Source organism: Microbacterium zouquanmingi (genome assembly GCF_052266675.1).
GTDB lineage: Bacteria > Actinomycetota > Actinomycetes > Actinomycetales > Microbacteriaceae > Microbacterium.
On record NZ_JBQPRA010000002.1, the window covers coordinates 281,915 to 305,359 of the forward strand.

Annotated in this window: 26 protein-coding genes; 10 read left to right on the forward strand and 16 right to left on the reverse strand. The window is 63.5% G+C overall.

Annotation, left to right across the window (positions count from 1 at the left end; all coding sequences use genetic code 11):
• Positions 1-66: 66 nt before the first annotated feature.
• Positions 67-495: a MarR family winged helix-turn-helix transcriptional regulator gene (locus ACTU6V_RS05490; RefSeq protein WP_443467566.1), complete on the reverse strand. Its 429-nt coding sequence runs from the start codon at positions 493-495 to the stop codon at positions 67-69.
• A gap of 429 nt (positions 496-924) precedes the next feature.
• Between ACTU6V_RS05490 and ACTU6V_RS05495 the strand changes: the two genes are divergently transcribed.
• Positions 925-1,809 carry an aminoglycoside phosphotransferase family protein gene (locus ACTU6V_RS05495; RefSeq protein WP_443475158.1) on the forward strand — a complete coding sequence of 295 codons (885 nt, stop codon included), beginning with the start codon at positions 925-927 and terminating at the stop codon, positions 1,807-1,809.
• Between the two features lie 217 nt (positions 1,810-2,026).
• On the opposite strand, the gene ACTU6V_RS05500 is transcribed toward ACTU6V_RS05495, so the two are convergent.
• Positions 2,027-2,530, reverse strand: coding sequence for a winged helix-turn-helix transcriptional regulator (locus tag ACTU6V_RS05500; protein ID WP_443475159.1), 504 nt, complete (start codon positions 2,528-2,530; stop codon positions 2,027-2,029).
• Between ACTU6V_RS05500 and ACTU6V_RS05505 the strand changes: the two genes are divergently transcribed.
• Positions 2,469-4,640 (forward strand): HelD family protein, encoded by a 2,172-nt coding sequence (locus ACTU6V_RS05505; RefSeq protein WP_443475160.1) that lies wholly within the window; start codon positions 2,469-2,471, stop codon positions 4,638-4,640. The genes ACTU6V_RS05500 and ACTU6V_RS05505 overlap by 62 nt on opposite strands.
• Before the next feature lie 392 nt (positions 4,641-5,032).
• On the opposite strand, the gene ACTU6V_RS05510 is transcribed toward ACTU6V_RS05505, so the two are convergent.
• Entirely contained in the window at positions 5,033-7,282 is a 2,250-nt protein-coding gene (locus ACTU6V_RS05510) for an ABC transporter permease (protein WP_443467562.1), read from the reverse strand.
• Positions 7,283-7,451: 169 nt separating this feature from the next.
• Between ACTU6V_RS05510 and ACTU6V_RS05515 the strand changes: the two genes are divergently transcribed.
• On the forward strand, positions 7,452-8,072 hold the full coding sequence (locus ACTU6V_RS05515) for a TetR/AcrR family transcriptional regulator (protein WP_443475331.1): 621 nt from the start codon (positions 7,452-7,454) through the stop codon (positions 8,070-8,072).
• A gap of 561 nt (positions 8,073-8,633) precedes the next feature.
• On the opposite strand, the gene ACTU6V_RS05520 is transcribed toward ACTU6V_RS05515, so the two are convergent.
• The 3 genes from ACTU6V_RS05520 to ACTU6V_RS05530 all read right to left on the reverse strand — a co-directional run bounded on the left by ACTU6V_RS05520 (position 8,634) and on the right by ACTU6V_RS05530 (position 11,380).
• Positions 8,634-9,677, reverse strand: coding sequence for a hemolysin family protein (locus ACTU6V_RS05520; RefSeq protein WP_443467560.1), 1,044 nt, complete (start codon positions 9,675-9,677; stop codon positions 8,634-8,636).
• The gene (locus tag ACTU6V_RS05525) at positions 9,670-11,037 is read right to left on the reverse strand and encodes a hemolysin family protein (RefSeq protein ID WP_443475161.1); all 1,368 of its coding nucleotides are present in this window, start codon (positions 11,035-11,037) and stop codon (positions 9,670-9,672) included. Before ACTU6V_RS05525 ends, ACTU6V_RS05520 begins: the two co-directional genes overlap by 8 nt.
• 94 nt (positions 11,038-11,131) lie before the next feature.
• A complete protein-coding gene (locus tag ACTU6V_RS05530) occupies positions 11,132-11,380 on the reverse strand; it encodes a hypothetical protein (RefSeq protein WP_443467558.1) in 249 nt (82 codons plus the stop codon).
• On the opposite strand from ACTU6V_RS05530, the gene ACTU6V_RS05535 reads away from it, so the two are divergent.
• On the forward strand, positions 11,346-11,783 hold the full coding sequence (locus ACTU6V_RS05535; RefSeq protein ID WP_443475340.1) for a hypothetical protein: 438 nt from the start codon (positions 11,346-11,348) through the stop codon (positions 11,781-11,783). The two genes, ACTU6V_RS05530 and ACTU6V_RS05535, sit on opposite strands and share 35 nt — an antisense overlap.
• Here ACTU6V_RS05535 and ACTU6V_RS05540 read toward each other — a convergent pair.
• Entirely contained in the window at positions 11,750-11,974 is a 225-nt protein-coding gene (locus ACTU6V_RS05540; RefSeq protein ID WP_443467557.1) for an SDR family oxidoreductase, read from the reverse strand. The genes ACTU6V_RS05535 and ACTU6V_RS05540 overlap by 34 nt on opposite strands.
• On the opposite strand from ACTU6V_RS05540, the gene ACTU6V_RS05545 reads away from it, so the two are divergent.
• Positions 11,973-12,449: an NUDIX domain-containing protein gene (locus ACTU6V_RS05545; protein WP_443467556.1), complete on the forward strand. Its 477-nt coding sequence runs from the start codon at positions 11,973-11,975 to the stop codon at positions 12,447-12,449. The genes ACTU6V_RS05540 and ACTU6V_RS05545 overlap by 2 nt on opposite strands.
• Here ACTU6V_RS05545 and ACTU6V_RS05550 read toward each other — a convergent pair.
• The 9 genes from ACTU6V_RS05550 to ACTU6V_RS05590 all read right to left on the reverse strand — a co-directional run bounded on the left by ACTU6V_RS05550 (position 12,422) and on the right by ACTU6V_RS05590 (position 19,945).
• Complete coding sequence (locus ACTU6V_RS05550; RefSeq protein ID WP_443467555.1) at positions 12,422-13,087, reverse strand: response regulator; 666 nt, start codon at positions 13,085-13,087, stop codon at positions 12,422-12,424. The genes ACTU6V_RS05545 and ACTU6V_RS05550 overlap by 28 nt on opposite strands.
• A 2-nt stretch (positions 13,088-13,089) precedes the next feature.
• Entirely contained in the window at positions 13,090-14,238 is a 1,149-nt protein-coding gene (locus tag ACTU6V_RS05555) for a sensor histidine kinase (protein ID WP_443467554.1), read from the reverse strand.
• Between the two features lie 29 nt (positions 14,239-14,267).
• Positions 14,268-15,113: an ABC transporter permease gene (locus ACTU6V_RS05560; protein ID WP_443467553.1), complete on the reverse strand. Its 846-nt coding sequence runs from the start codon at positions 15,111-15,113 to the stop codon at positions 14,268-14,270.
• A complete protein-coding gene (locus tag ACTU6V_RS05565) occupies positions 15,110-16,039 on the reverse strand; it encodes an ABC transporter ATP-binding protein (RefSeq protein ID WP_443467552.1) in 930 nt (309 codons plus the stop codon). The genes ACTU6V_RS05560 and ACTU6V_RS05565 overlap by 4 nt, the downstream gene beginning before the upstream one ends.
• 112 nt (positions 16,040-16,151) lie before the next feature.
• Positions 16,152-17,690, reverse strand: a complete 1,539-nt coding sequence (locus ACTU6V_RS05570; protein WP_443467551.1) for a class I adenylate-forming enzyme family protein — start codon at positions 17,688-17,690, stop codon at positions 16,152-16,154.
• A 101-nt stretch (positions 17,691-17,791) separates the two neighbouring features.
• Complete coding sequence (locus ACTU6V_RS05575; RefSeq protein WP_443475162.1) at positions 17,792-18,406, reverse strand: flavodoxin family protein; 615 nt, start codon at positions 18,404-18,406, stop codon at positions 17,792-17,794.
• A gap of 24 nt (positions 18,407-18,430) precedes the next feature.
• On the reverse strand, positions 18,431-18,595 hold the full coding sequence (locus ACTU6V_RS05580) for a hypothetical protein (protein WP_417510189.1): 165 nt from the start codon (positions 18,593-18,595) through the stop codon (positions 18,431-18,433).
• A gap of 142 nt (positions 18,596-18,737) precedes the next feature.
• A complete protein-coding gene (locus ACTU6V_RS05585) occupies positions 18,738-19,010 on the reverse strand; it encodes a DUF7218 family protein (protein ID WP_443467549.1) in 273 nt (90 codons plus the stop codon).
• 119 nt (positions 19,011-19,129) lie between these two features.
• Positions 19,130-19,945 (reverse strand): aggregation-promoting factor C-terminal-like domain-containing protein, encoded by an 816-nt coding sequence (locus tag ACTU6V_RS05590; RefSeq protein WP_443467548.1) that lies wholly within the window; start codon positions 19,943-19,945, stop codon positions 19,130-19,132.
• Positions 19,946-20,174: 229 nt separating this feature from the next.
• On the opposite strand from ACTU6V_RS05590, the gene ACTU6V_RS05595 reads away from it, so the two are divergent.
• From ACTU6V_RS05595 to ACTU6V_RS05615, 5 genes are read left to right on the forward strand one after another with little or no spacing between them, the layout of a single operon-like run.
• A complete protein-coding gene (locus ACTU6V_RS05595; RefSeq protein ID WP_443467547.1) occupies positions 20,175-20,534 on the forward strand; it encodes a PadR family transcriptional regulator in 360 nt (119 codons plus the stop codon).
• Entirely contained in the window at positions 20,531-20,911 is a 381-nt protein-coding gene (locus ACTU6V_RS05600) for a DUF1048 domain-containing protein (protein WP_443475163.1), read from the forward strand. Before ACTU6V_RS05595 ends, ACTU6V_RS05600 begins: the two co-directional genes overlap by 4 nt.
• Complete coding sequence (locus ACTU6V_RS05605) at positions 20,908-21,666, forward strand: ABC transporter ATP-binding protein (protein ID WP_443475164.1); 759 nt, start codon at positions 20,908-20,910, stop codon at positions 21,664-21,666. The genes ACTU6V_RS05600 and ACTU6V_RS05605 overlap by 4 nt, the downstream gene beginning before the upstream one ends.
• 1 nt (position 21,667) lies before the next feature.
• Positions 21,668-22,432: an ABC transporter permease gene (locus ACTU6V_RS05610; RefSeq protein ID WP_443475165.1), complete on the forward strand. Its 765-nt coding sequence runs from the start codon at positions 21,668-21,670 to the stop codon at positions 22,430-22,432.
• A 54-nt stretch (positions 22,433-22,486) separates the two neighbouring features.
• Entirely contained in the window at positions 22,487-23,431 is a 945-nt protein-coding gene (locus ACTU6V_RS05615; RefSeq protein WP_443467543.1) for a LysR family transcriptional regulator, read from the forward strand.
• Positions 23,432-23,445: the final 14 nt, after the last annotated feature.

Sequence of the window (23,445 nt, forward strand, 5' to 3'; positions counted from 1 at the left end):
CGGACTGCACACACGACTATGCCAGAGATGGTGTCGCAGCCGTTGGGCCTCGGGGAATCTGTGGGATCAGCGTCCGCGGAGCTTGTCTGTCAGCTTTCGCAGCTCGCAGAGCTCTTCATCGCTGAGAGGGGACATGCGTTCGGCGATGGAGCGACTGTGGGCGGTGGCTACCTCGCGAAAGCTTCGCGCTCCGGCATCCGTCGCGGTCAGCACGGCCCCGCGACCGTCTTCGGGGTCGGAGGTTTTCGTGATCAGGCCGCGGCCGACCATGCGGTCGACGAGGCGCGAGACGCTCGGCTGACTGATGAGCATGTTCGTCGTGACGTTGCGCAGTCGCGCGGTCATGTTCGGTGCACGAGTGACGGTGAGGAGCACGTCGTACTCGGCTTGGCTGATCGGCGTGTTCTCGAAGTCCGCAGCCATCGCCATGAACAGTTCATGTTGCGCGCGGAACAGGCCTTCCCACGCCTCGAGCGCGAGTTTACGGTCCGTCATGACACTAAGAGTAACGGAATGGTGAAGGGCCGGTCGGAGAGGCTCCCGACCGGCCCTTGTCCCTTGCACCAAGAGTGTCCTGCAATCACATGCGGTGAATGCCACAGCAAACATTCACCGTGTGATCACTGTATAACGGCGCGGTAACGAATGCAACGGTTTGGTTACGGAATCTTTTCGGATGCTCTGTATCCGATCTCACGAAAAGTGTCGGATTCTCAGGAAGGGTGTCGGAGCGTCTCACGAAGGTGGCGCGTCTGTATTCGTGGTTCCGCTCGTCGGCATCGCTTGGTAAGCGATGTTCGGTTGGCGGATGGTGCGGCGCGCCAACGAAGTGCGAGGCGACCGGGGTCACGACCGATAACGATCAGTTTCGGGCGTTTGCGCGAATCTCCGAATGCTCGCGGGGTCGTCTAATAAGCTGGCGCGATGGCCGCCGCTTCCGAAGAGATCACTTCTTCGTTGGTTCGCTCCCTTGTGTCGGAGCAGTTCCCTCAGTGGTCGGAGTTGCCGATCCGCCCGGTGGAAGTTCAGGGGTGGGACAACCGCACCTTCCGGCTTGGTGACCGAATGACGGTCCGCCTCCCGAGTGCTGACGGCTACGTCGCCGGCCTAGTTCGGGAGGAGAAAACCCTCGCGATCCTCGGCTCCAGCTTTCGCGTCGCGACCCCCCGCGTAGTAGCGACCGGGGCCCCCTCGGCGGCATTCAACCGACCTTGGTCCGTTCGCGAGTGGATTGAGGGGCACACTTTAACCGCGGTTGAAACGCGCGAGCGAGCGAGCGCCATCAGTAGCTTGGGCGACGCCCTGAGGGAGTTGCAGGCCTGCGACACGGTCCACGGCCCATGGGCGGGAAGCGCATCTGCTTACCGCGGCTGTCACATCAGCGCGGTTGGCGAGGAGATACAGGGCCGGCTCCCGCTCCTGGCCAGACGCCACGCTGAGGGATGTCGGGAACTCTGGGAAGCGGCCGTGGCCACAGTGTGGACCGAGCCGCCGGTGTGGGTCCATGGCGATGTCGCGCCAGGCAACATGTTGTTCGACAGCAGCGGCCAGTTGGCGGCGCTTATCGACTTCGGACAGACGTGCGTTGGAGACCCCGCCTGCGACCTGGCCTTCGCATGGTTGAGTTGCAGCTCTCGCGAACGTGATCGACTGCACGACCGGCTAGAGCTACCGGAGGATGCATGGTTGCGAGGAGCGGCATGGGCGCTGTGGAAGGCCCTCATTAGTTCCCCCGAAGAGATGCTTACCAAGTACGGGCGCTCACGTGATGCCGTGCTGAGCGATGTGGCCGACCTGACGACGGTATAAGAACGATGCTCTTTTCCCGTGCCTCCCACTAACGATCGTTTACGGCGTAATCCAGAGCCAGGGCTCGGAATGCTTGCCACAACCGTTCGTCATAACCACCAAACGGCAAGGTTTCCGGCTGATCTCGCGGAGACGCACCAGTCTGTTCCGCAAACGGCGTGGGGGATGGCACCTGTCGCGAAACCTATGGGTTCGAGACACATCGAAACCCGTAGGTTCAGTTTCGCGGCAGTTCGACCTCGAGGTTCTTTACAGCCCATATCGCGAGGTCGTCCAGAACGGGTTGAACATTCTCGCCTCGCTGTGAGAGGCAGTAGGCGATGTGGACAGGGCGTGCTTGCGTTTCCGCTCGCTCGATGAGTCCCGCGTTGGTGAGGTCGACGAGGCGATCGGAAAGAACAGAGTCCGTGATCGCTCCAACCGCTCGTCTCAAATCTGTGAACTTCATGGGACCCCCGCGGAGGGCGGCAAGGATTCGACCGTTCCACTTCTTGCCCAGAATGCCAAAGGCTGTCTGCAATCCGGCGTCACGTTCAGTGCTCACGAGGCGCGATCGGATTGCCATGGCTTGAGCGTAACTGAATTTGACACGATCTGCTACGAGATACCTAGTACTAGGTTTTTCCAAGTGGTGCTGATTTACTAGTGATCTTGCCCAATTGGCGGTTCCGACTTCCGCCATGTTTCCGCCGTTTAGCGGGCGTTGCTGGGGCAAGAGCATTGAAGGAGACCCTGTGCTGAACGAGACTGTTTCGCCTCTCGATACACGCGAAGCTGCGATCACCGAAGAGCAGGACTACCTTGACGCCACCCTCGCGCGGCGAGCAGAGATACTTCACTATTTGAACACCGAGCTGTCCACCTCCGTGCATGACGCAGTCGGCCACGTCCGCCGCCAAGGAATGGTTCGCCAGCGCACCGAGCTGACACATGCCGAGAACGGTTTGATCTTCGGTCGTCTTGACGCTCTTGATGGCACCACCCTACGCATCGGTCGTGTCGGAGTTTCGTCAGCAGCGGACGACGCTGATCCAATGGTCATCGACTGGCGCGCACCAGCGGCAAGACCCTTCTACATGGCGACACCTGTCGAGCCCCTTGGACAGGCGCATCGCCGACACATCCGCATTGAAGGCACCACCGTCGCAGGGGTGGACGACGAACCGCTAGACGGTGAGAGCAGCAGCGGGCTGGTCGGTGAGGGCGCGCTGTTCAGCGCCCTGTCCGAGCGACGCACGGGACAGATGACCAGCGCCGCAGCCACACTCCAACGCGAGCAGGACGAGATCGTGCGCGCGGGGGTTCGGGGACCGCTGGTGGTGCAGGGCGGCCCAGGCACGGGCAAGACGGTTGTCGCGCTCCACCGGGCCGCGTATTTGCTGTTCGCAAGCCCGCAGCTCGCCGCACGCGGCGTGCTGACGCTCGGACCATCACGACGCTTCCTGGACTACATTGCCCAGGTGCTCCCTGCTCTTGGCGAGACGGCCATCGTCGCGGCAACGCCGGATACACTCATCCCCGGAGTGGCAGTCACTGCAGATGAGCCGCGCATCGTCGAGGGCATCAAGGGGCGCGCCCTCTGGCAACCCGCCCTCGAGCGATACGTGGCTGCGCGCACACCCGAGGGAACGCTTGTCATGCTTGGCTGGGAAGGCGAACAATACGAAATCCCCGCGGACCTGGTGGAACGCCTCATCACGACCGCTACGTCCGGGCGCAGCTACCATGCCGCCCAGAGGTGGTTCTACGAGCAAATGCACGATCGACTTACTCACGCGATCGCCGAGCGCTTTGAGGACATTTTCGCGAGAATTGACGAGGGCCTCGAAGGCGTCGTACACGCTAGGACCAGTTTCCAGAAGGTGGACCGCGACGACGAAGGTAGCGAGGTCGACGGCGTACTCACCGAGCAGGAGCTCGACAAGCTCCGCGATGAAATCGCCGACAACCCCCGCGTAGCCGCGGCCCTCGCGGACATCTGGCCGACCCTGGATCCCGCAGCGGAACTCCGCCGCCTGCTGGACGATGAAGAACTGCTCCAACAGTTCGTCCCCGAGCTAAGCGATGACGAGCGACGGGCCGTCGTCGCCACGAAGACCGGATGGGCAAGCAGCGACATTCCCTTGCTCGACGCCATGTCGGACCTGATCGGAGAGACCGTGGTTCACCCGACGTCTGACACGTTCCTTTCAGAACGGGCCGCAGCGCGCCGCGACTGGATCTACGGACATGTCATCGTCGATGAAGCGCAAGAACTGTCCGAGATGCAATGGCACATGGTTGCCCGGCGAGCCCCACAGCTTTCCATCACCGCGGTGGGTGACATCGACCAGGCCGAAACGCCCCACGAGCACACAACATGGGCGCAAGCGGTCACCGCCGTCTTTGGCGAACGCTGGACCCAAGCGAAACTCACCATCGGCTACCGGACGCCAGCCGAAGTCATGGCGCTCACCGGCCCCATCCTCAAAAAGGCCGGCAGCGTCAACGAGCCACCAAACGCTGTGCGCTTCTCCGGTGTCGACCCCTGGGCACGAGACGTCGCCGAGTCTGAACTGGTCGCCGAGATCACCCAAACCTACGAAGAACTCACCGAACGCTGGGCAGGCGGCACGATCGGCGTCATTGCCGCTGCCCCGAGAGTACTTGAGCTGCAGGCCGCGCTGCCAGGAATCCCGGTCATCACTGCCACCCAATCCAAAGGTCTGGAATGGGACGCCACCCTCGTCATCGATCCCGACGGCATCGCCGCCGAACCACGCGGCTGGAACCGTCTCTATGTGGCACTCACTCGTGCAACCCAGGAACTTGGCCAGATCAAGGTCCGCTAAGAATCGAGCTCCCCCCATTCGCCATGAGGAGGCTGGAGAAGCGCCCGGAAGCGATCGTTTTCGGTGGAATGACGATCTTGGTCCAGGTGCGGGCAGACACGCCGATCAGGTAGCTGCCGATCCCCCCTGCCGGAACCTGTTGCACCGAAATGGTCCGCCGGATGTTTGCGGCAGGTTGGCGGAGACGTCAGGGCAAAACGGGACTACCGACATGCTTCGTGAGAAAAACTGGCGGCCTCGGCGTCACAGCACTCACCCGTTTTTCAGGGGTGTCGCGTCTCACCGACTGACAACTTTCATGAGATCGGACATCAAGTGTCCGATCTCACGAAAAGTATCGGAAGGTGCGGCCCGGCGAGTTTCGGTCTCCCGCGGATCGGTGGTTTCGAGACTCAGAACGTTGCTGGTTCTGGTGCTCGTTCGTCGGCAATCGCCGCTCCATCGGCCACCTCTGTTGAGGGGAGAATCAGCTTCTCGTCTGTCGCTGGGACTGCAGGCGTGGGCAGAGCTGTGGCCGATGGTATCGCGAGGCCACCGAAGTCGTGCTCGGTGCGGACCGGCTTGAGCGAGTCGATGACGAACACCAGTGCGAGCGAGATCAGGCCCCAGAGGCTCAGCACCTGGAGATGGTGCGTGACGACGTCTCCGTTGAAATACAGGATCGAGCGTACGGTCTCTGCGGCGGCTGGCATCGGAAGGAAGTCGTACAGTGTGCGGAACCACTCCGGTGCCATGTATATGGAGAGGGCGGCGTTCGAGGAAGGGACGCCTAGGAGCATGAGTATGCCGACCACGGGAATGGTGGCGAGCATGCCGATGAGGCGCTCCAGAACCAGTGCGAACATCGCCACGCTGAAGATCGCAACGATGCCCGCACCCCAGAGGGCCAGGAAGTGACCCTCGACGGCCCCGGTAATGGGGCCAGCGATGAGCCATAGGACCGCTGACATGAAGACCGCGTAGATCCCAGTCAGTGGCAGCATCCTGCGCAGTGGACGTGTGGCCGGTGCCGCGTTGGCGCCGACGACGACGACCATGAATCCCGCGAGAATCCATCCCATCGCGATGTACATGGTGACGATGCCTTGACTGTCAACGTCGGGGAGGGGCGCGACGTCGTCGATCTTCAGCGGCATCTGTTGTGCCGCGGCTACCTGGTTGAACGTGGCAGCGACGACCTGATATGCGCTGGTGCTGCCGGCTTCGTTCGCGATCAGTGTGAACTCGGGTGAATTCTGGGAAGGCAGCACGAGTCCGGCGACGAGGTCACGGTTCTCAACGAGGGTGGTCACCTCTTCCTCATCGATGGCCGCGTATGGGGCGAACGCGAAGAGACCGCTCATGTTCTCCTCGAGTCCCGCGATCGTCTCTTCCGCCTGCTCGACTGTGGCGCCAACGACGGCGACAGGCATGTCGCGCGGGGTCGGTTGATGCATGGCGCCGAGCATTGTCACGATCATCATGATGACCATAGCCAGAGGGAAGAACAGCAGGGAGAGGTAACGCCAGATCTTGTTCTTGGGGCGCGGCCCGCCATGTAGAGAAGGCATGCTGACGTCGGTCGGCACGCCTTCCGGGTGTCGGCGACCTCGGAACTTGTCCCATGCGGCCGTGGCCAATAGGCCGGCGACGGCTCCGATGGCCAGTACGAGCAGGTACGCGGCCACGCCGACGCCGTCGAAGTAAAGGACCGAACGCATGGCTTCACCGATGGCGGCCATGGGCAAAATATCGTGCAGGAACCCGAAGAACGACGGCAGCATGTGAACCGAGATGCTCATGTTCGATGCCGGCATCCCGAGCACCATCAGCAAGAACATGCCTGCGATGACACCGAGTGGGCCGAACACACGCGTGATGAACAACTGCACGCAACTGACAGCAAACACGCCCAGCCACGCCACGCCCAATACTCCGACGTAGTGATCGCTCGTCACGACACCGAGCGCCGGGCCGGTGACAACCCACACGAGGCCTGCGATCAGCGCGGCCCAACCGGCCAATAGCGGGACGATCCGGCGGAACTTCAAAAGCTCGGGCGAGTTCGAACGCAGCACGCTGAACGGGAGGTATCCCGCCATGATCAGCGCAGTGGCCAGGAACATCGCACCCAGCCCTGCCATATCGTTGTCGGGCAGTGGTACGAGGTCCTCGGCGGTGACGGTCAGGCCTTCGGCGAGAAGTGCCGGTGTGACCAATGACGTGACTACCGTGGCCTGGGTTGCTCCGGATGCGTTGGCAGTGTAAACAGTCGCAGCGGAGCCGTCGATCACGATGGCGCCGGCGACGTCTCGGGAGATGACCTGTTCGCGAGCGTCAAGTGCAGTATCGGCACTCTGAACCGCGACAGCACCCTCCTCCGCCTTTTCCAGCGCCTGCGTGAGCGATTCGGTCGCAGAGCTGGACCCGACGACGGCGATCGGCATGTCGTGCGGCGCAGGGGAGTGCATCGTGGCGAGGTACCCCGTGATCATCATGCCCACGATGATCAGCGGCATGATGAAGATCATTGCCGTGCGCACGATCCCCTCTGCCTTCGCGCGCTGGGCCGCCTTCGCATCCGTGCCGTCTTGGATCTGAGGATCCGGCGTATGTTCGGAGTCCTCTCGGGCTTCCTTGCGGGACAGAGGTGGTGTTGTCATAGGTTGCGCTCCTGGGGTGATGTCGGTCGTCGGCGTGATCATCATCGACCAGGACCACGCAATTCTAAGTCACGTGACTTAGAGTTGTATGATGAATCATGCACACACTCAGTGCATTCATAGAGATCGGGGTGGCATGGCGCGAAGCAGCCTGGCGCGCGAGGCTCTTATGAACGCCGCGGAAGAGCTGTTCGCAGCGTTCGGTGTCGACGCCGTCTCGAGCCGCCGTGTCGCAGAGCGCGCAGGCGCGTCGAACCACTCCGCGGTTGCCTATCATTTCGGAACCCGCGAGGACCTTCTCCGCGCTCTGTTGCGCCGCCACGCGGAGGCTACGTCCCGCGGGCGCGATGCGCTTATCGCCGAGCTCGGCGCGGAACCGAGCGCCCATGACATCCTGCGTTGTCGGCTAGTGCCCTACATCGACCTGCTGTCATCGTTGCCACGCCCTAGCTGGCATGCACAGTTTCTCGCGCAGATGGGGACGACTCCTTCGACGACGGAGATGGTCAGGGTGCACGTCGAGGAAACGGGTGACAACAGCAATCTCGCTGTCAGGGTATTTCCTGCGGAGGGGATATCGGACGAGGTGAAGCGCGCGCGATCAGCCGTCGTCGGACAATTGGTGCTCCGAGCGTGTGCTGACTATGAAAGACAGCTGAACTCTAGCGCGGAGCCCGCCGATTGGGCGGGTATGGCGAACTTCCTCATAGATGCATGCGCAGGAATGCTCACCGCACCTGTCACCCACCCGCAGGAGGGCTTCCTTCCGACAAGTTCCGCGCTCGTCTGATCTTGCCTGGCTCACCGCGACGAAAACTCTACGACTCCGAGGCGCTGCATGACAAAGTCCCGATCCGCGTCCGGGGGAAGAGGGTCGGCCAGGCCCCAGATGAGCGCGCTGCACGGTTGAAGGAGTGCGTGTACATCACAATCACCGCGCTCGCTGTTGTTCTGGCGATGTTGTCGCACGCCACAGGGCTCGCCGCCATGTCGGCCATCACGACGCTGTTGATTGTTGTGGCTGCGGTCGATAGGACGCCGGTCACCCAGCGTGCTCCACGAACTGATCACGAGCGGGATTTCGACATCGCTTCGGGGAGCGATCTCCACGGTACCTTCCGCGGTTTGTATTTGAGGGGCGCCCTCAAGCACGTAGAAGAACTGCGTCGCTGTGTCTTGGCGCCCAGGGGGACATTCCGGACGGCGCCTCACCATGCCCTCTTCCATCGTCAGATGCGATGGCTACTCCACGGCCGCTATCCGACGACGGCCTCCCGAGCGTATGGACGAGTGAAGGTCCCCACCGTGCGGGTGGGGACCTTCAAATCTGGCTCGCCGATGCTCTGTCAGATCACTCGGCTCCTGCGGCCGCGTTTACTTCACCCACGAGTACTTCGAGCACGTCTTCAAGGAAGAGCAGACCCGTGACCTGACCTTCCGCGTCGAGTGTCTTGGCGACGTGTGCTCCTCGGCGCCGCAAGACAGCCATGGCGTCTTCGAGCTCCGCATCCCTCGACACTGAGAGGAGGCGTCGAAGCCGCTTCTCCGGAATGGGGGCGGTGAACAATTCCGGACTCATGAGATCCATGACGTCCTTCATATGGATGTAGCTTGAAGGGTCACCCGACTCGTCGGAGATGACGTAGCGCGAGAAGCCATGCTTGATTACAGCCTCCTGCACATCAGTCGGTCGAGCGTTCACTGGTAGCAACACCATGCCCTCGAGCGGCACGTCCACGTCGAAGACGCGCTTCTCCGTGAACTCGAATGCCCCGGCAAGAGTGCCTGATGCGTCACTTAGCGTTCCCTCACGGGTCGACTGCTCGACGATGCCCGCCACCTCATCGAGCGTGTAGGTGCTCGTCGCTTCGTTCTTCGGCTCGACTTTGAAGAGCCGGAGGATGCCGTTCGCGATGCCGTTGAGGCTCCAGATCACCGGGTTGAAGATCTTCGAGACCACGACAAGGGGTGGTGCGAGCAGCAGCGAAGCGCGATCCGGGACCGAGAACGCGAGGTTCTTCGGGATCATCTCGCCGAACACGACGTGCAAGAACGTCACCAGGACCAGCGCCACCACGAATGCGATCACGCTGATCGCCTCTGGGGTCAGTGGTGTCAGCCCGAGCGGGATCTCCAGCAGGTGGTGAATCGCGGGCTCCGACACGTTCAGGATGAGCAGCGAGCACACGGTGATGCCCAGCTGGCTGGTCGCCAGCATGAGCGTCGCGTGCTCCATCGCCCACAGCGTGGTCTTCGCAGCCCTGCTGCCGCGCTCTGCGAGGGGCTCGATTTGCGAGCGCTTCGCCGAGATCACCGCGAACTCAGCGCCGACGAAGAACGCGTTGCCGATCAGGAGAACGAACAGCCACAGGATTCCGGGCAGGTACTCACTCATGAGTCATCTCCTCCTTCAGCTGTTCGACGGTTCGGTCGTGACGGCTCATCGTGCTCGCATCCCTGTCGGGGTCATTCGGGAGATACCGCACACGCAAGATGCGCGTACCGTCGATGTGCTCGACACGAAGAGTCCCCGTCGCGATCGTGATCTCGTCGCCGAGCTCCGGTAGTCGTTCGAGAGTGTCGGTGATGAAACCGCCGATCGTGTCGTAGTCGCCGTGTTCCGGCACCTCGATCGACAGGCGATCGAGGAGCTCGTCCGGCCGCCACGAGGCATCGAACGTGACCGAGCGACCGCGTCGAGTGAATCCGGTACGGTGCCGGTCATGCTCGTCCTCGAGTTCACCCACGATTTCTTCCACAAGGTCTTCGAGCGTCACGACACCGGCGGTGCCGCCATGCTCATCCACGACGACAGCAACCTGGTGCCGCTCGGCGCGCAGAAGCGTCAACAATGCGGATGCGCCCATCGACTCCGGCACCCGGAGGGCTTCGGTCTGCAGGGCTCGAGCAGTGATGGATGCCTGCTCCGGGATCGGAACCGCGAACGCCTGCTTGGCGTGCACGAAACCGGTGACACTGTCGGGCGTCCCGTCGATGACCGGGAACCGCGAGAACCCAGTCGCAAGCGAGAGCGCGACAACCGCGGCAGCGGTATCGTCTATGCCGACACTCGCCATGCGCACGCGGGGCGTCATGACATCCGAGGCGTCGTGCTCAGCAAACCGGAGAGTCCTGCGCAACAACACCGCATCGTCCGCTTCGAGCAAGCCGGAGAGCGCGGAGTGCCGGATCAGATACGAAAGCTCGTCAGCGCTGCGCGCGCCGGAGAGCTCCTCCTTGGGCTCGATACCCATGGCCCGGATGATGGCGTTTGCGGTGTTGTTCAGCATCAGAATCAAGGGCTTGAAGACCATCGTGAACGCCGCCTGGAACGGAATGACGACCTTCGCCGTGGCGCGCGGTAGCGCGAGCGCGAAGTTCTTCGGCACAAGCTCGCCGATGATCATCGAGAACAGCGTGGCAAGCACGACCCCGACGATCGTGCCGACAACCGGCACCAGTCCCGGGGCGAGGCCCGCAGAGCTCAGAGGCCCCGAAAGGAGCGAGCTCACCGCTGGTTCGAATGTGTATCCCGTGAGCAGCGTAGTGAGCGTGATACCGAGCTGCGCACTGGAGAGGTGCGTCGATGTGATTCTCAGGGCCTTGATGGTGGGCCGGAGTCGCTTCTCTCCGCGGCTTTGCCGGTTTTCCAAATCGTTTCGGTCAAGGTTGACGAGTGCGAACTCGCTCGCGACGAACAACCCGGTTCCGACTGTCAGAACGAGGCCGATGCCGAGCATCACCCATTCGTTCATGCGTGGCGCCTCCCGACTGTGGCGGACGCGTACGCGGCCGGAACATCAAGAGGCTTGGGACTATGACTAGGGGGGTCTTCCATAAGGCGAAATTCTAGACGTTGAAAATTTGAGTGAGCATCCGTCTGGTCGATGTCTCGGGTTTCGTGCCGTGGACGACCGCTGCGGCTCGGACCGCGGTGAGAATGAGGATGATGTCGTGAACCGTGAAGTCGGATCTGACTGATCCATCGGCGCGGAGCCTGCGGGCGAGCTGCTCGAGGCCTCGCGCCGTGTGAATCCGGAAGCCGGTCAGCGCTTCGAAGGAGGTGTTGCGGGAACTGGCCGCCACTATCGGGGTCACCCACGCAGCCCCGCGCCGGTACTTCGCCGGCAGGCTGGAACTTCTCGACGCGCTGGCTGTCGAGGGCTTCGTTCGACTCGGGGCAGGCTTGAGGGAAGCTGCGGAGGCGCCGTCCGAGCTGATGTTCGCCCACAAGCACGGAGCAGACGGCGAAGCTGTGGGTGTTAGCGCCGCGGCCGCATTTGCGCCGATATCGCAGGTGTTTCACCGATGTGCGGCTGAGGATCTGCTCCTAGGGCGAAAGCCTGAGCGCATTGCTGTGACATTCCTCGCCACTCTCCGGGGACTCGCGGGTCTCGTCAACTGCGGCGTCATCCCCACAGGTCACTTTGACGACCTGATCGAGGAGGCAGTTGCGCAGACGAATCTTCAGAAGCGGGCGGAGAAGCCGCCATCTGCGTGAAGCAGCTGCCCGCTGATCCAGCGGCCTTCTTCTGAGATGAGGAAAGACGTCACGCTCGCGATGTCACTGGGCGTTCCCCTGATTCGAGGTCGCTGGTCACGACCTCCCTGCGGCGATGCTGTTGGCGCGAGCGGCTCCGGTGACAAGCACGAGTGGCATGAGTCGAGGCTAGCCGAGGATGATGGAGGCATGACGATCGCTCGCTCCTACATCCGGGTGAAAGCCATGCTCATCGTCCCGAGCGCTGATGGCGCCAGGCATCTCGTCAGCGTCAATGCTCCCAGCCTCGAGAATCCGGTGGGGTTCCACCGACTGATCGGGGGCAGCGTCGAGCTGGGCGAAACGCATCGGGAAGCGATCGTCCGCGAAGTGGACGAGGAACTCGGCGCGCGCATCCTCGACCTCACCCACCTTGGCATCGTCGAGAATATCTTCCGGTTCAATGGCGAACTCGGCCACGAGATCGTCGCCCTGTACTCGGGGCGCCTGGATCCGGTGATAGCCGGCGAGGGCGGCACGCTCACTGAGTCCGACGGCTCGGTCGTCCCTGTCGTCTGGCGGCCATTCGATGACGCCGACGTGACGATGCCGCTGTATCCCTCCGGCGCGAACGACTGGATCAGCACATGGGAAGAGCTCTACGCCCCCACGACGCCGAGTTCATAGGCGCGGATCACGGCTTCCACGCGATTGCGCAGATCCAGTTTGAAGAGCACTCGTCCGACGTGCGCCTTCACCGTCGAGTCGCTCAGATGAAGATTCGCGGCGATCTCGCTGTTGGTCAGTCCGCGACCGATGAGCGCGAAGATCTCGCGCTCGCGTGCGGTCAGCGCTGACAGGGCGTCATCGGCGTCTTCCTCACGAGGGCTGCCCAGATGGGGAGCGGCGGCCTCGATGAGCTTCGCGGTGATGCGGGGCGAGACGACCGCGTCGCCGGCATGGACCGCGCGAATCGCCGCGACAAGACCGTCCGGCCGGGTGTCTTTGAGAAGGAAGCCTGCGGCCCCTGCATGCAGCGCACCGAAGGCGTACTCATCGAGGTCGTAGGTGGTGAGCACCAGGACACGCGTATCGGGATGCCGGCTCGTGATCTGCCTGGTCGCCTCGATGCCGCCGATACCTGGCATCCGCACGTCCATCACGACGACATCAGGCTGCAGTCGCTCGGCCGCCCCGATCGCTCTTGCTCCGTCATCCGCTTCGCCGACGACGACCATGCCGTCGGTCGCCTCGAGCATCAGTCGGAAGCCGTAACGCACGAGTTCCTGGTCATCGACGAGAAGCACCCGGATATCGTCTGTCATGGTTACCGATCCTCCCATCGCAGACGCGCGAAGACGCACCATCCGCGGTCATATGGCCCTGCGCTGACCTCACCGTCGTACAGCGCAACCCGTTCCTGCATCCCGAGCACTCCGCGCCCGGCATCCGATGGCGTGGACGGAATCGACGACACATCCTGAACGAGGATCGTCACCTCTTCCCTCTGCCAGACCACCGAGATCGTCACCGCCTCGACGTCGCGCGCATGGCGCAGCACGTTGGTCAGCGACTCCTGAACGATCCGGTAGACCGTCAGGCCCAGGGCCGGGTCTGGCACAGCCTGGCCGGTGATGGTGAGTCGTGCAGGGAGCCCCGCTGTGACGAACTCCTGCACGAGGGACGCGAGCTGGGAAGCATCCGGCTGGGGAGCATGCTCATTTCCGGAACCATCGGCGCGCACCGAACCGAGCAACCGGCGGACTTCGCCGAGCGTCTTCCTGCCGGTCTCGGCGACGCGACCGATCGCTTCCTTCGCCTCTGCTGGGCGGGTGTCGGCGGCCAGGTACGCGCCGTCGGAGATCGCGATCATCACCGAGAGGCTGTGTGCGATGACATCGTGCATCTCTCTCGCGATGCGCTCGCGCTCTCGTGCCCGTGCTGTCTCGGCCTGCTGGTCGCGCTCGCGCGCCAGCTGATCCGCACGGTGCACCAGCTCCCTGATGTACCGCCGTCGGTGGCCCACACTGGTGCCGAGCAGCGTCGCGATCAAGAGCACCACGATGATGATCAGAAAGAAGTTCGCCCAGTCCTGCAGGCTGTCACGAGGCGCGATCGGCGGCTGCAACCCGAGGATCGGCGGGCCGACAGTGCCGCGCATGGTCAGCGCGAGCGCTCCGAGCGCACCGCACAGCGCCGCGACTCCGAACAGCATCCACGTGACCGCGGCGCGCCACTTCACACCTGCGGAGTACATCGCGATCAGCGCGATGAGCGTCTCCGCCCCCGATCCCACTGCAAGCGAGAGGACGGCGAGCGCCATCGCCGCGGTGAAGGCCACATACGGGCGACGATGACGGAGAGCCAGCGTTGTGAAACCGCCGGCTGCCAACAGGATCATCACCCATAGGGGCGTGGCGTACGGCGGCTCAAGGGAGAGAACAGTCAGGCCCAGCGCAACGACCCCGTATGCCACCAGGACGATGGCATCTGCGAGCCGGGCGTTCAGACGTCCCCCCGACGCATCCTGACCGCACCGAGTGCGAGGAAGATCGCAGCCCAGACGATCGCGACGACCCAGCCTGCCCCTGAACTGACATATCCGTTCACGAGGTCCACCTGCACCGCCGCGCCGTCACTCGGGTTGCTCATCGCGTCTCCAGCCTTCGACATAGACAGCAGCTGAAGGTTGCGCACCGCCTGAGATGCGGGCAGAACCGACAGCACAATGGGCAGCAGCAGCATGACCGAGATCGCGGTGGCGACGCTTGCGGCGACACCGCGCAACAGAGTCCCGATGCCCAACCCGAGAATAGCCGAGAGGCCGACGTAGACAGACCCGCCGACGAACGACATCACGACGCCCGGTTCCGTCAGCCCGATCTCGAGACCGAACGCGCCGAACATCGGATAAGTGACGGCCCATGATCCGAAAGTCGCGACAAGTGCGGATGCTGTCGCCATGGCGAACACGACGAGCGTCTTCGCCCAGAGCACAGGCAAGCGCGCGGGGACGGCGATCATCGTCGGTTGGATCGTGCCGCTTGAGTACTCGCCACTGATGACGAGCACGCCGAGGATGGCCGCGACGAGCTGACCGAACAGCACGGTGCCGAGCGTGACCTGGTCGAGCATGAAACCTGCCGACGGCTGGTCGGGCAGCCCCGCACCCTCCATCGTCAGACCCAGCGCAGCACTCACCCCGATCCCGAAGACGATGATTGCGAGCAGCAGGCCAACGGTGGAGCGAAGGCTGGTGATCTTGATGAACTCGGATCGCATGATCCCACCGAACGTGAGGCGCTCCGCGCGCGGAACGAAGGTCGCACGCTTCTTCTCGAGAGTGGTCATCGGTGTGCTCCTGTTCCTGCGGCGATAGACGATCGGTACTCGACCTCACCGGCGGTGAGGGCGATATATGCCTCTTCGAGCGAACCGGAGAGCGTGACCACCTCATGCAGGACGACACCTGCGCCAGCGGCAGCGATGGCGACCTGTTCTGCGGTCAGTCCGGAGATCTCGACCGCGCCGTCTGCCAGGACAGACACGGTGGCATCAGGGTCGGTGATCGCCGCCATCAGGCGCGCCGCCTCCCGCGTTCTGACGCGGATCACCGATGCGGTCGCGCGCGAGATGATCTCGTCGATCGGCCCGTCCGCCAGAATCCTGCCGCGTCCGATCACGATCAGTTGATCAGCGGTCTGTGCCATTTCGCTCATGAGGTGGGAAGAGAGGAGCACGGTGCGTCCCTCCGCGGCAAGACTCTTCATGAGGTTCCGCACCCAGCGCACGCCCTCGGGGTCAAGCCCATTGACCGGCTCGTCGAGGATGATCGTCTCGGGATCGCCGAGGAGCGCGGCGGCGATGCCCAGCCGCTGGCCCATTCCGAGGGAGAACCCGCCGATGCGCTTGCCCGCGACAGAGTCGAGACCGGCGAGGCGCAGGACCTCACGCACGCGGGATGCTCCGATGCGGTGGGTGGCCGCGATGGAGAGCAGGTGCTTGTAGGCCGAGCGCCCTGGGTGGGCAGCCTTCGCATCGAGCAGAACGCCGACCTCGTGAAGCGGGGCCGGATGCTCCCGATACACGCGACCATTCACCTCGACCGTCCCCGAGGTGGGCCGGTCGAGCCCCACGATCATTCGCATCGTCGTGGACTTTCCCGCGCCGTTGGGCCCCAGGAACCCCGTCACCTGGCCGGGCTTCACGGTGAAGTCGATCGCATCGACGGCGACCTTGGTGCCGTAGCGCTTCACGAGCGCTTCGGCGGCAATCAATTCAGTACCTTTCGCATGCTCAGTAGCGTAGGAACGGCGCCCTCAGGGCGGCATCGGAGCGGGGTGCGGGTTCTGCTGAGTGACCAGTACCTGGGTACTGGTTGTCACCAGCTCAAGAGCGGTTCGGGTCCTTCCCATCGAGTTCGGCAGCCCGCGCGTGCAGCGACTTGCGGTCGATCTTGCCCACGTTGTTCTTGGGCAGATTGTCGACGAAGGTCCAGCGATCTGGCACCTTATAGGCGGCCAGTCGGTCAGACGCGAACGCGATGAGATCCTGCTCAGACGGGGGAGCGTCAAGACCCGGATGCGGCTGAACGAACGCATGCACGAGCGAGCCGAGTCGCTCATCGGGCGAACCGACGACCCCGCTCAACTCGACATCTGGATGCGCGTTGAGCACATCCTCCACCTCGCCGGGCGCGATGTTCGAGCCGCCCTTGATGATGACCTCTTTGATACGACCGGCGAAATGCAGATAGCCCTCTTCATCGCGGCTGCCGAGATCGCCAGTGCGCAGCCAGCCGTCGACCATCACCGCCGCCGTGTTGTCAGGGTCGTTCCAATATCCGGCCATCACCGACCTGCTCCGCACAAGGAATTCACCGACCTCGCCATCGGGCAGGTCCTTCCCGCTGAGCACCACGCGGAACTCCACGCCTTCGCGGGGCAGTCCGATCGAACCGCGCTTGATGAGACCGAACGGCGGGTTCATGCTGCATCCCTCGCACTCGGTCATGCCGTACGCCTGATTCAGCTCGAGACTCTCGACCTCTGAGAAGTGCGTGTAAAGGTCGGGGGAGATCTGGTCGCCGCCGCACTGCACTTCGCGCAGGCTGCTGAAGTCCACGTCGGAAGCCTCGGGAGATTCGACCGCGTCGAGCAGCTGCGCGGGAAGCAGAAGTGTGCGCGTTGGACGATGCTTCGCGAGCGCCTCCAGGAACAGGCCCGGTTCGCTCTCCTCCAAAATCACGACGCTGCCACCGGCGTACAGCGTCGGGAATGTGACCCCGATCGATCCGCCGCCGTGGCAGATGGCGGTGGCGGCCAGAGATATGTCCTCGGCTGAGAGCTGTTGCGTCGCCGCACGACCCTTTGCAGTGTCGAGGATCGACCCGTGCGTATGCACGACGCCTTTCGGTTTGCCCGTGCTGCCCGAGGTGTAGAGGATCATGGCCGGATCGTCGTCGGTGATGGTCGGCCACTCTGCGGCATCCGTGGTGTCGACAGCGTCCCATCTCGAATCGGTCACCTCCGGTGGCACGTCGCCGTAGAGATAGATCGCCTTGAGGGTCGGGATCTCGGCCTGCACACCCTGGATGCGTGGATACAGCGGTCCGTCGGTGATGAGCAGCGCCGCGGTGCAGTGATTGCAGGCGAACGCGACCTCATCGGCTTGGAAGCGGTGATTGAGCGGGACGGCGATGGCTCCGATGCGGAAGCACGCGAGATACAGCTCGATGAACTCGGATCGGTTGCGCATGAAGATCGCGACGCGATCGCCGTGCCCGATCCCGAGGTGGATGAGTCGCCTGGCTGATCGGTAGACGGCATCCGAGAGCTCGCGAAAGGACAGCGACGTATCTCGAAAGGTGAGTGCCGTCTTGTCTGGTGTGTCTGCACGTGCCTGCTGGTAGAGCTCACTGAGCGACATGATTCAGATATACCACTGGGCGTCCGCCTGTCACAGGGGGAGATGCCGCGACCCGATCGCCGCCGCATGTAAGAGGGGGCGATCGGGTCGCGTGTCAGATCTCAGGCGGGTTTCGGGTAGCCGGCTTCCGTAAGCAGCCCTGCCAGGTGGATGGCATTGGTCAGCGCAGTGGACATCGCGGTGATGACCACCTCGGGCGTCTCCTGCAGATCTTTGTAGTCGGTGCCGTGCATCGCTTCACCGTTCCAATACACGCAACCTTGAGCCGGGACAGTGAAGCCGACATCGTTCAGTGCCTGATAGAACACGCCGACGATGTGGTGAGCACCATCCTCGTTGCCGACCACGCCAGCGACCGCGACCTTGTCGAACAGGGTCGGCCGGCCATCTGGTCTGGTCTCGCTCAACTCGGCATCGAGACGTTCGAGCACGCGTTGGGCGACGCTGGAGTGCTGGCCCAGCCACGTCGGCGTCACAAGGACGATGATGTCGGCGGCCAGAACCTTCTCGCGCAGAGCCGGCCATTCGTCGCCGCCGCCCATGTCCTTCTCGACACCAGGAAGAATCTGGTGGTCGACGGCTCGGATAGTCGTCGTTTCCACCTCCTGCTGATGAAGGAAGGCGGAGATCTGCTGTGCGAGCACCTCCGAGCTGGACTCGGCGGGAGACGGTTTCAGCGTGCAGGTGATGATCAGTGCAGTCAGCTTCGAAGACAAAGCAGCACTCCTTCCGCTAGCAGGTCACACGCGGTTCCGACCGCCGATGACTCGGAACAGGAACGCGATGAGCGCGATCACTCCGACGATCAGCGCTACCCAGAGCAACCAGTTGAGAGCGGCGTTCAGTCCACCGACGATTGCCAGGATGACGGCAACGACGATGATGATGATGAGAGCGATATTCATGGTTGTTCTCCTTGCAGTGTGTGTCGGACGAGCAAGAGCTCATCCTTTCGACATTCCTGAGCGTGGCAGGGCGACAACCGTCCCGTCGTGGGGCTTGACGCCATCCTGAGACGGTGATAGCTGACGCGCGCGACCGCAGCTGTCAGTGGTTGCGCAGCATCTTGATGATCTCGGCCTTGCGCTTGTCGGAGTACCCGGTGATCCCGAGTTCTTTGGCGCGCTTGCGCAACTCGTCGACCGTCCAGTCGTCGTAGTCGCCCGCTTCTCCACCGCGTCGGCCGACCTCGGAGCGACCCTTCTTCGTACCGCCGGTCGCGTTGGAGATGCGCGCGGCCTTCTCTTTGGACGCGCCGTCATCCCGCAGCTCCTCATAGAGCTCTGGATCCTTCAGCCGTGAATCGGCATCGCGAGGCATCGTCTTCTCCCTTGCAGGTCTAGGGCACCGCCTTGGCTGGCGACGGCACCGTCGTAGATCGCGACGATAGGCGCACGGTGCGAAGAGCGAAGGGGCCTTGACAGAAAGAGGGGTCTGCCTCAGTACCAGTTCATCGACTGCGAGTGGCCCCAGGCCGAGCACGGCGTGCCGTAAACGCTGGCGATGTAGCCCAGGCCCCAGCGGATCTGGGTCGTGGCGTTGCTCTGCCAGTCGGCGCCTGCGCTGGACATCTTGTCGCCGGGGAGTGCCTGTGGGATGCCGGTCGCGCCGGACGGGTTGTACGCCTGGTAGTCCCAGCCGGATTCTTTGTTCCACAGCGAGTTGAGGCAAGAGAACTGGTCGGCTCCCCAGCCGTATTCGCTTGCGGCGATGGTCGCCGCGACCGAACGGGCACCGTCGGGAGTGTTCGCTGTGGCAAGCGCCGCGGCCTGTGCGGCAGCTTCTACGGCCGCGGCCTCTTCGGCCTGCTTCTGCGCGATCGCGGCATCCAGCCGTCCGCGCAGCTCGGCGACATTGGCGGTGGCGATTTCCGTCTCGACCAGCGTGTTGGCCGTCAGGACGGCGCGGGTGGGCCCGACCGCCTCATCGCTGGAGAGGGCGCCCAGGACATTGGCCAGCCCGGTGGTGTCGATCGTGATGGTGCCGAGATCGAAACCGGATGCTTTCGCCTCAGCCACGGCCGCCGATGCCGCGGCCACGGCATCGCGCCCACGCTCGACGGTTGCGGCAGCACTGGCCAGTTCGGCGCGCAGTTCGCTGCGATCCGTGACCGCTGTGCGCCCGGATACGTCGGCGGCAACCGGCACTGCCGTTGTGAGGCCAGCGGTCGCGAGGACGCCGAGGGCCGCGCCGGCGACGAGAGTGAGTGCGACGAGGCGACGGCGGGCCGAAGGGGTCAAAGAAGTTTCAGACATGACGAACGTAACGATCCTTAAACGTGGTGGGGGCCGCTCTCGAAGCGGCATGTGTGCGCTCTCGGGGCGAGCGCACAAGGTAACGATTCTGCATCATCGATGCTGTGCGCGACCTCCGTGACCGCTGGATGCCGGGTGTGAGCGCTACTCCAGTACTCACTCTTGCTAAGTACTGGTACTTAGTGTTACTTTCTACAGGTAGTCAACATCACTGAGTAGAGGGGGCGTAGTGGGTAACCAGATGACCGAGATGCTCAAGGGCACGCTCGAGGGCATCGTGCTTGCGATCCTGTCCTCGAGTCCTGCATACGGGTATGAGATCACCGCGCGACTTCGCGACGAGGGTTTCACCGAGATCGCAGAGGGCACGATCTACGCATTGCTTGTGCGAATCGAGCAGCGCGGGCTCGTGGACGTGGAGAAGGTTCCGTCTGAGAAAGGGCCGCCCCGGAAGGTCTATTCGATCAATGCCAAGGGCCGCGAACAGCTCGACGACTTCTGGGAGACCTGGAGTTTTCTCGTCGGACGGATCGATCACCTCCACCACAACATCACCGACACGCAGCTCGAAGAGGAGAAGCAATCATGACCGCGAAATGGATCGAAACACTCACTGGTTCGCTCGAGCAGAAGAAGCAGTACAAGCAGAGCATGGCGCGCATCGACGCTCTGCCTGAGCCCTATCGCGCCTCTGCGAAGGCGCTGCATCGGTACCTTCTCGCATCAGGTGGCGTCACCGATGGCGAGACCATGATTCGCATGTTCGACGACTTCGCCGACCTGTGGGAGCAGGCCGCAGTCGACGGCACACCGGTCCGCGAGATCGTGGGGGAGAACCCCTCGGAGTTCGCGGACACCTTCGCCCAGGCGTATGCGGGCACGCACTGGGCAGACAAGGAGCGCCAGCGCCTCGCCGACGCGATCGACGATGCTGCCGGCCGAGACCGATCGGAGCGCGAGCAATGATGATCCAGGTCGACGGCCTCACCAAGTCGTTCGGGGATCTCGATGTCCTCAAAGGTGTTGATTTCACGGTCGAGGCTGGATCGATCTTCGCCCTGCTCGGCTCGAATGGAGCAGGAAAGACGACGCTCATCCGCATCCTCTCCACGCTGCTGAAGGCTGACGAGGGTCGGGCGGTGATCAACGGCCACGACGTCGCGACCGAGCCAGGGCGAGTGCGCGAGTCGATCAGCCTCACCGGGCAGTTCGCTGCTGTCGACAAGGTGCTCACCGGGCGCGAGAACCTCATTCTCGTCGCCAAGCTGCGCCACCTCTCGGGCACCGGCAAGATCGCGGACGACATGCTCGCCCGATTCTCGCTGACGGATGCCGGCGCTCGACGCGTCGGCACCTACTCGGGCGGCATGTGCCGCCGTCTCGATATCGCCATGAGCCTGGTCGGTGAACCGCCCGTGGTCTTCCTCGATGAGCCGACCACAGGCCTTGACCCTCAGTCGCGCATCGAGGTCTGGCAGACCGTGCGAAATCTCGCCGATGGCGGCGCCACCGTGCTGCTGACCACGCAGTATCTCGATGAGGCAGAACAGCTCGCGGATCGAATCGCGATCCTGCATCAGGGCACCATCATTCAGAACGGCACGCTCGCAGAGCTCAAGAGCCTGCTTCCCGCAGCCGAAGTCGAGTACGTCGAGAAGAAGCCTTCGTTGGAAGAGGTCTTCCTCGCACTCGTGGGGCCGCCGTCCTCGGAAAGGAACTGACATGACCGGTCACGTCCTCAGCGACACTCGTGTTCTCACCGGGCGCTCGTTGCGTCACATTCTGCGCAGCCCCGACACGATCATCACCACCGCGATCACGCCGATTGCTCTGCTCATGCTCTTCGTCTGGGTGTTCGGCGGCGCGATCGACACTGGCGGAGACATGCCGTACATCGAGTACATGCTCCCCGGCATCCTGCTGATCACAATCGCGTCGGGCATCTCGTATACCGCGTACCGGCTCTTCCTCGACATGCAGGGCGGGGTCTTCGAGCGGTTCCAGTCGATGCCGATCGCGCGCTCAAGCGTGCTGTGGGCGCATGTGATCACCTCCGCCGTGGCAAACGTCCTCTCGGTCGCGATCGTCACGGCCGTCGCGTTCGCCATGGGCTTCCGCACGGAAGCATCCTTGGGCGCATGGCTCGGCATCGCCGGCATCCTCATCCTGTTCACTCTCGCGCTGACCTGGCTCGCGGTGATCGCGGGACTCTCGGCCAAAACCGTCGATGGGGCGAGCGCCTTCAGCTACCCGCTGATCTTCCTGCCATTCATCAGCTCTGCGTTCGTTCCGACCGACACCATGCCCGCGCCGGTCGCCTGGTTCGCGCAGTATCAGCCGGTGACCTCGATCGTGAACTCGATCCGCGCGCTCTTCGGCGGGCAGTCGGTTGGCGCAGACCTCTGGGTCGCGCTGGCGTGGCTCATCGGCATCCTGATCGTCGCCTACGGCATCGCCGTGATGGTGTATCGGCGCAAGCTGCGCTGAGCACCCGGCGATCACTCCAGCGCATTGCAAAGTCCGCGACGATACGCTGAGAGTATGAATCTGGAACAGCTCAAAGGATTCGTCACCGTCGCCGAACTCGGTCATTTCACCCGCGCATCCGAGAGACTGCACCTCGCGCAGCCGTCGCTGAGTCGGCAGATCTCGACGCTGGAGCAGGAACTCGGAGCAGAGCTGTTTCACCGCGCCCGCGGCAACATCTCGCTGACCGCGGCTGGCGAGACGCTGCTTCCGCGGGCGCGTCGAATGCTGGCGGATGCCGATGCGATTCGCACTGAGATGGCCGAACTCGCCGGGCTCCAGCGCGGACGCGTGCGCCTCGGTGCGGCGCCGACGCTGTGCATCAGCCTCGTGCCCGAAGTGCTTCGCACCTTCCGCGCCGCACACCCCGGCATCGAGATCCAACTGGTCGAGGGCGGCACGAATCTGCTCATCGAACAGTTGGCGACCGGCAACGTCGATATGGCATTGATCACCCTCTCGGAGCGCTCACCGATCACCGGTCCAGTGCTCGTGACCGAGCCGTTGATCAGTGAGGACCTCGTCGTGGTGTCATCGGCAGACGTCCCTCCGGTCGCCGAGCGTGAGGTCTCGCTCGCTGATCTCGCCGACCTGCCGTTCATCGCTCTGGCAGAGAGCTACGACCTGCGCGTTGTGACCGACGCGGCATTCCGCGCGGCGGGGCTCAGCCCGCATGTGGTGGTCGAGGGCGGCGAGATGGATGCTGTGCTCCGCTTCGCCGAGCGGGGGATCGGGGTCGCGGTCGTGCCGGCGACAGTGCTGGTCGATCGCCCTGCGCTGCGCTCGGTGCGGCTGATCGACCCGGTGCTCACTCGCACGATCGGCATCGCGCACAGGTCGGATGTGACGCCAACGGTCGCCGCGCGTGCCATGCGGCGGGTCGTTCTCTCCACCGCAGCAGAGCTGGCCGCCCGCGCTCCGGACACGCTGCATCCGGTGCCAGGCATCCCCTCAGTCTGATGAGGCGGACGCGG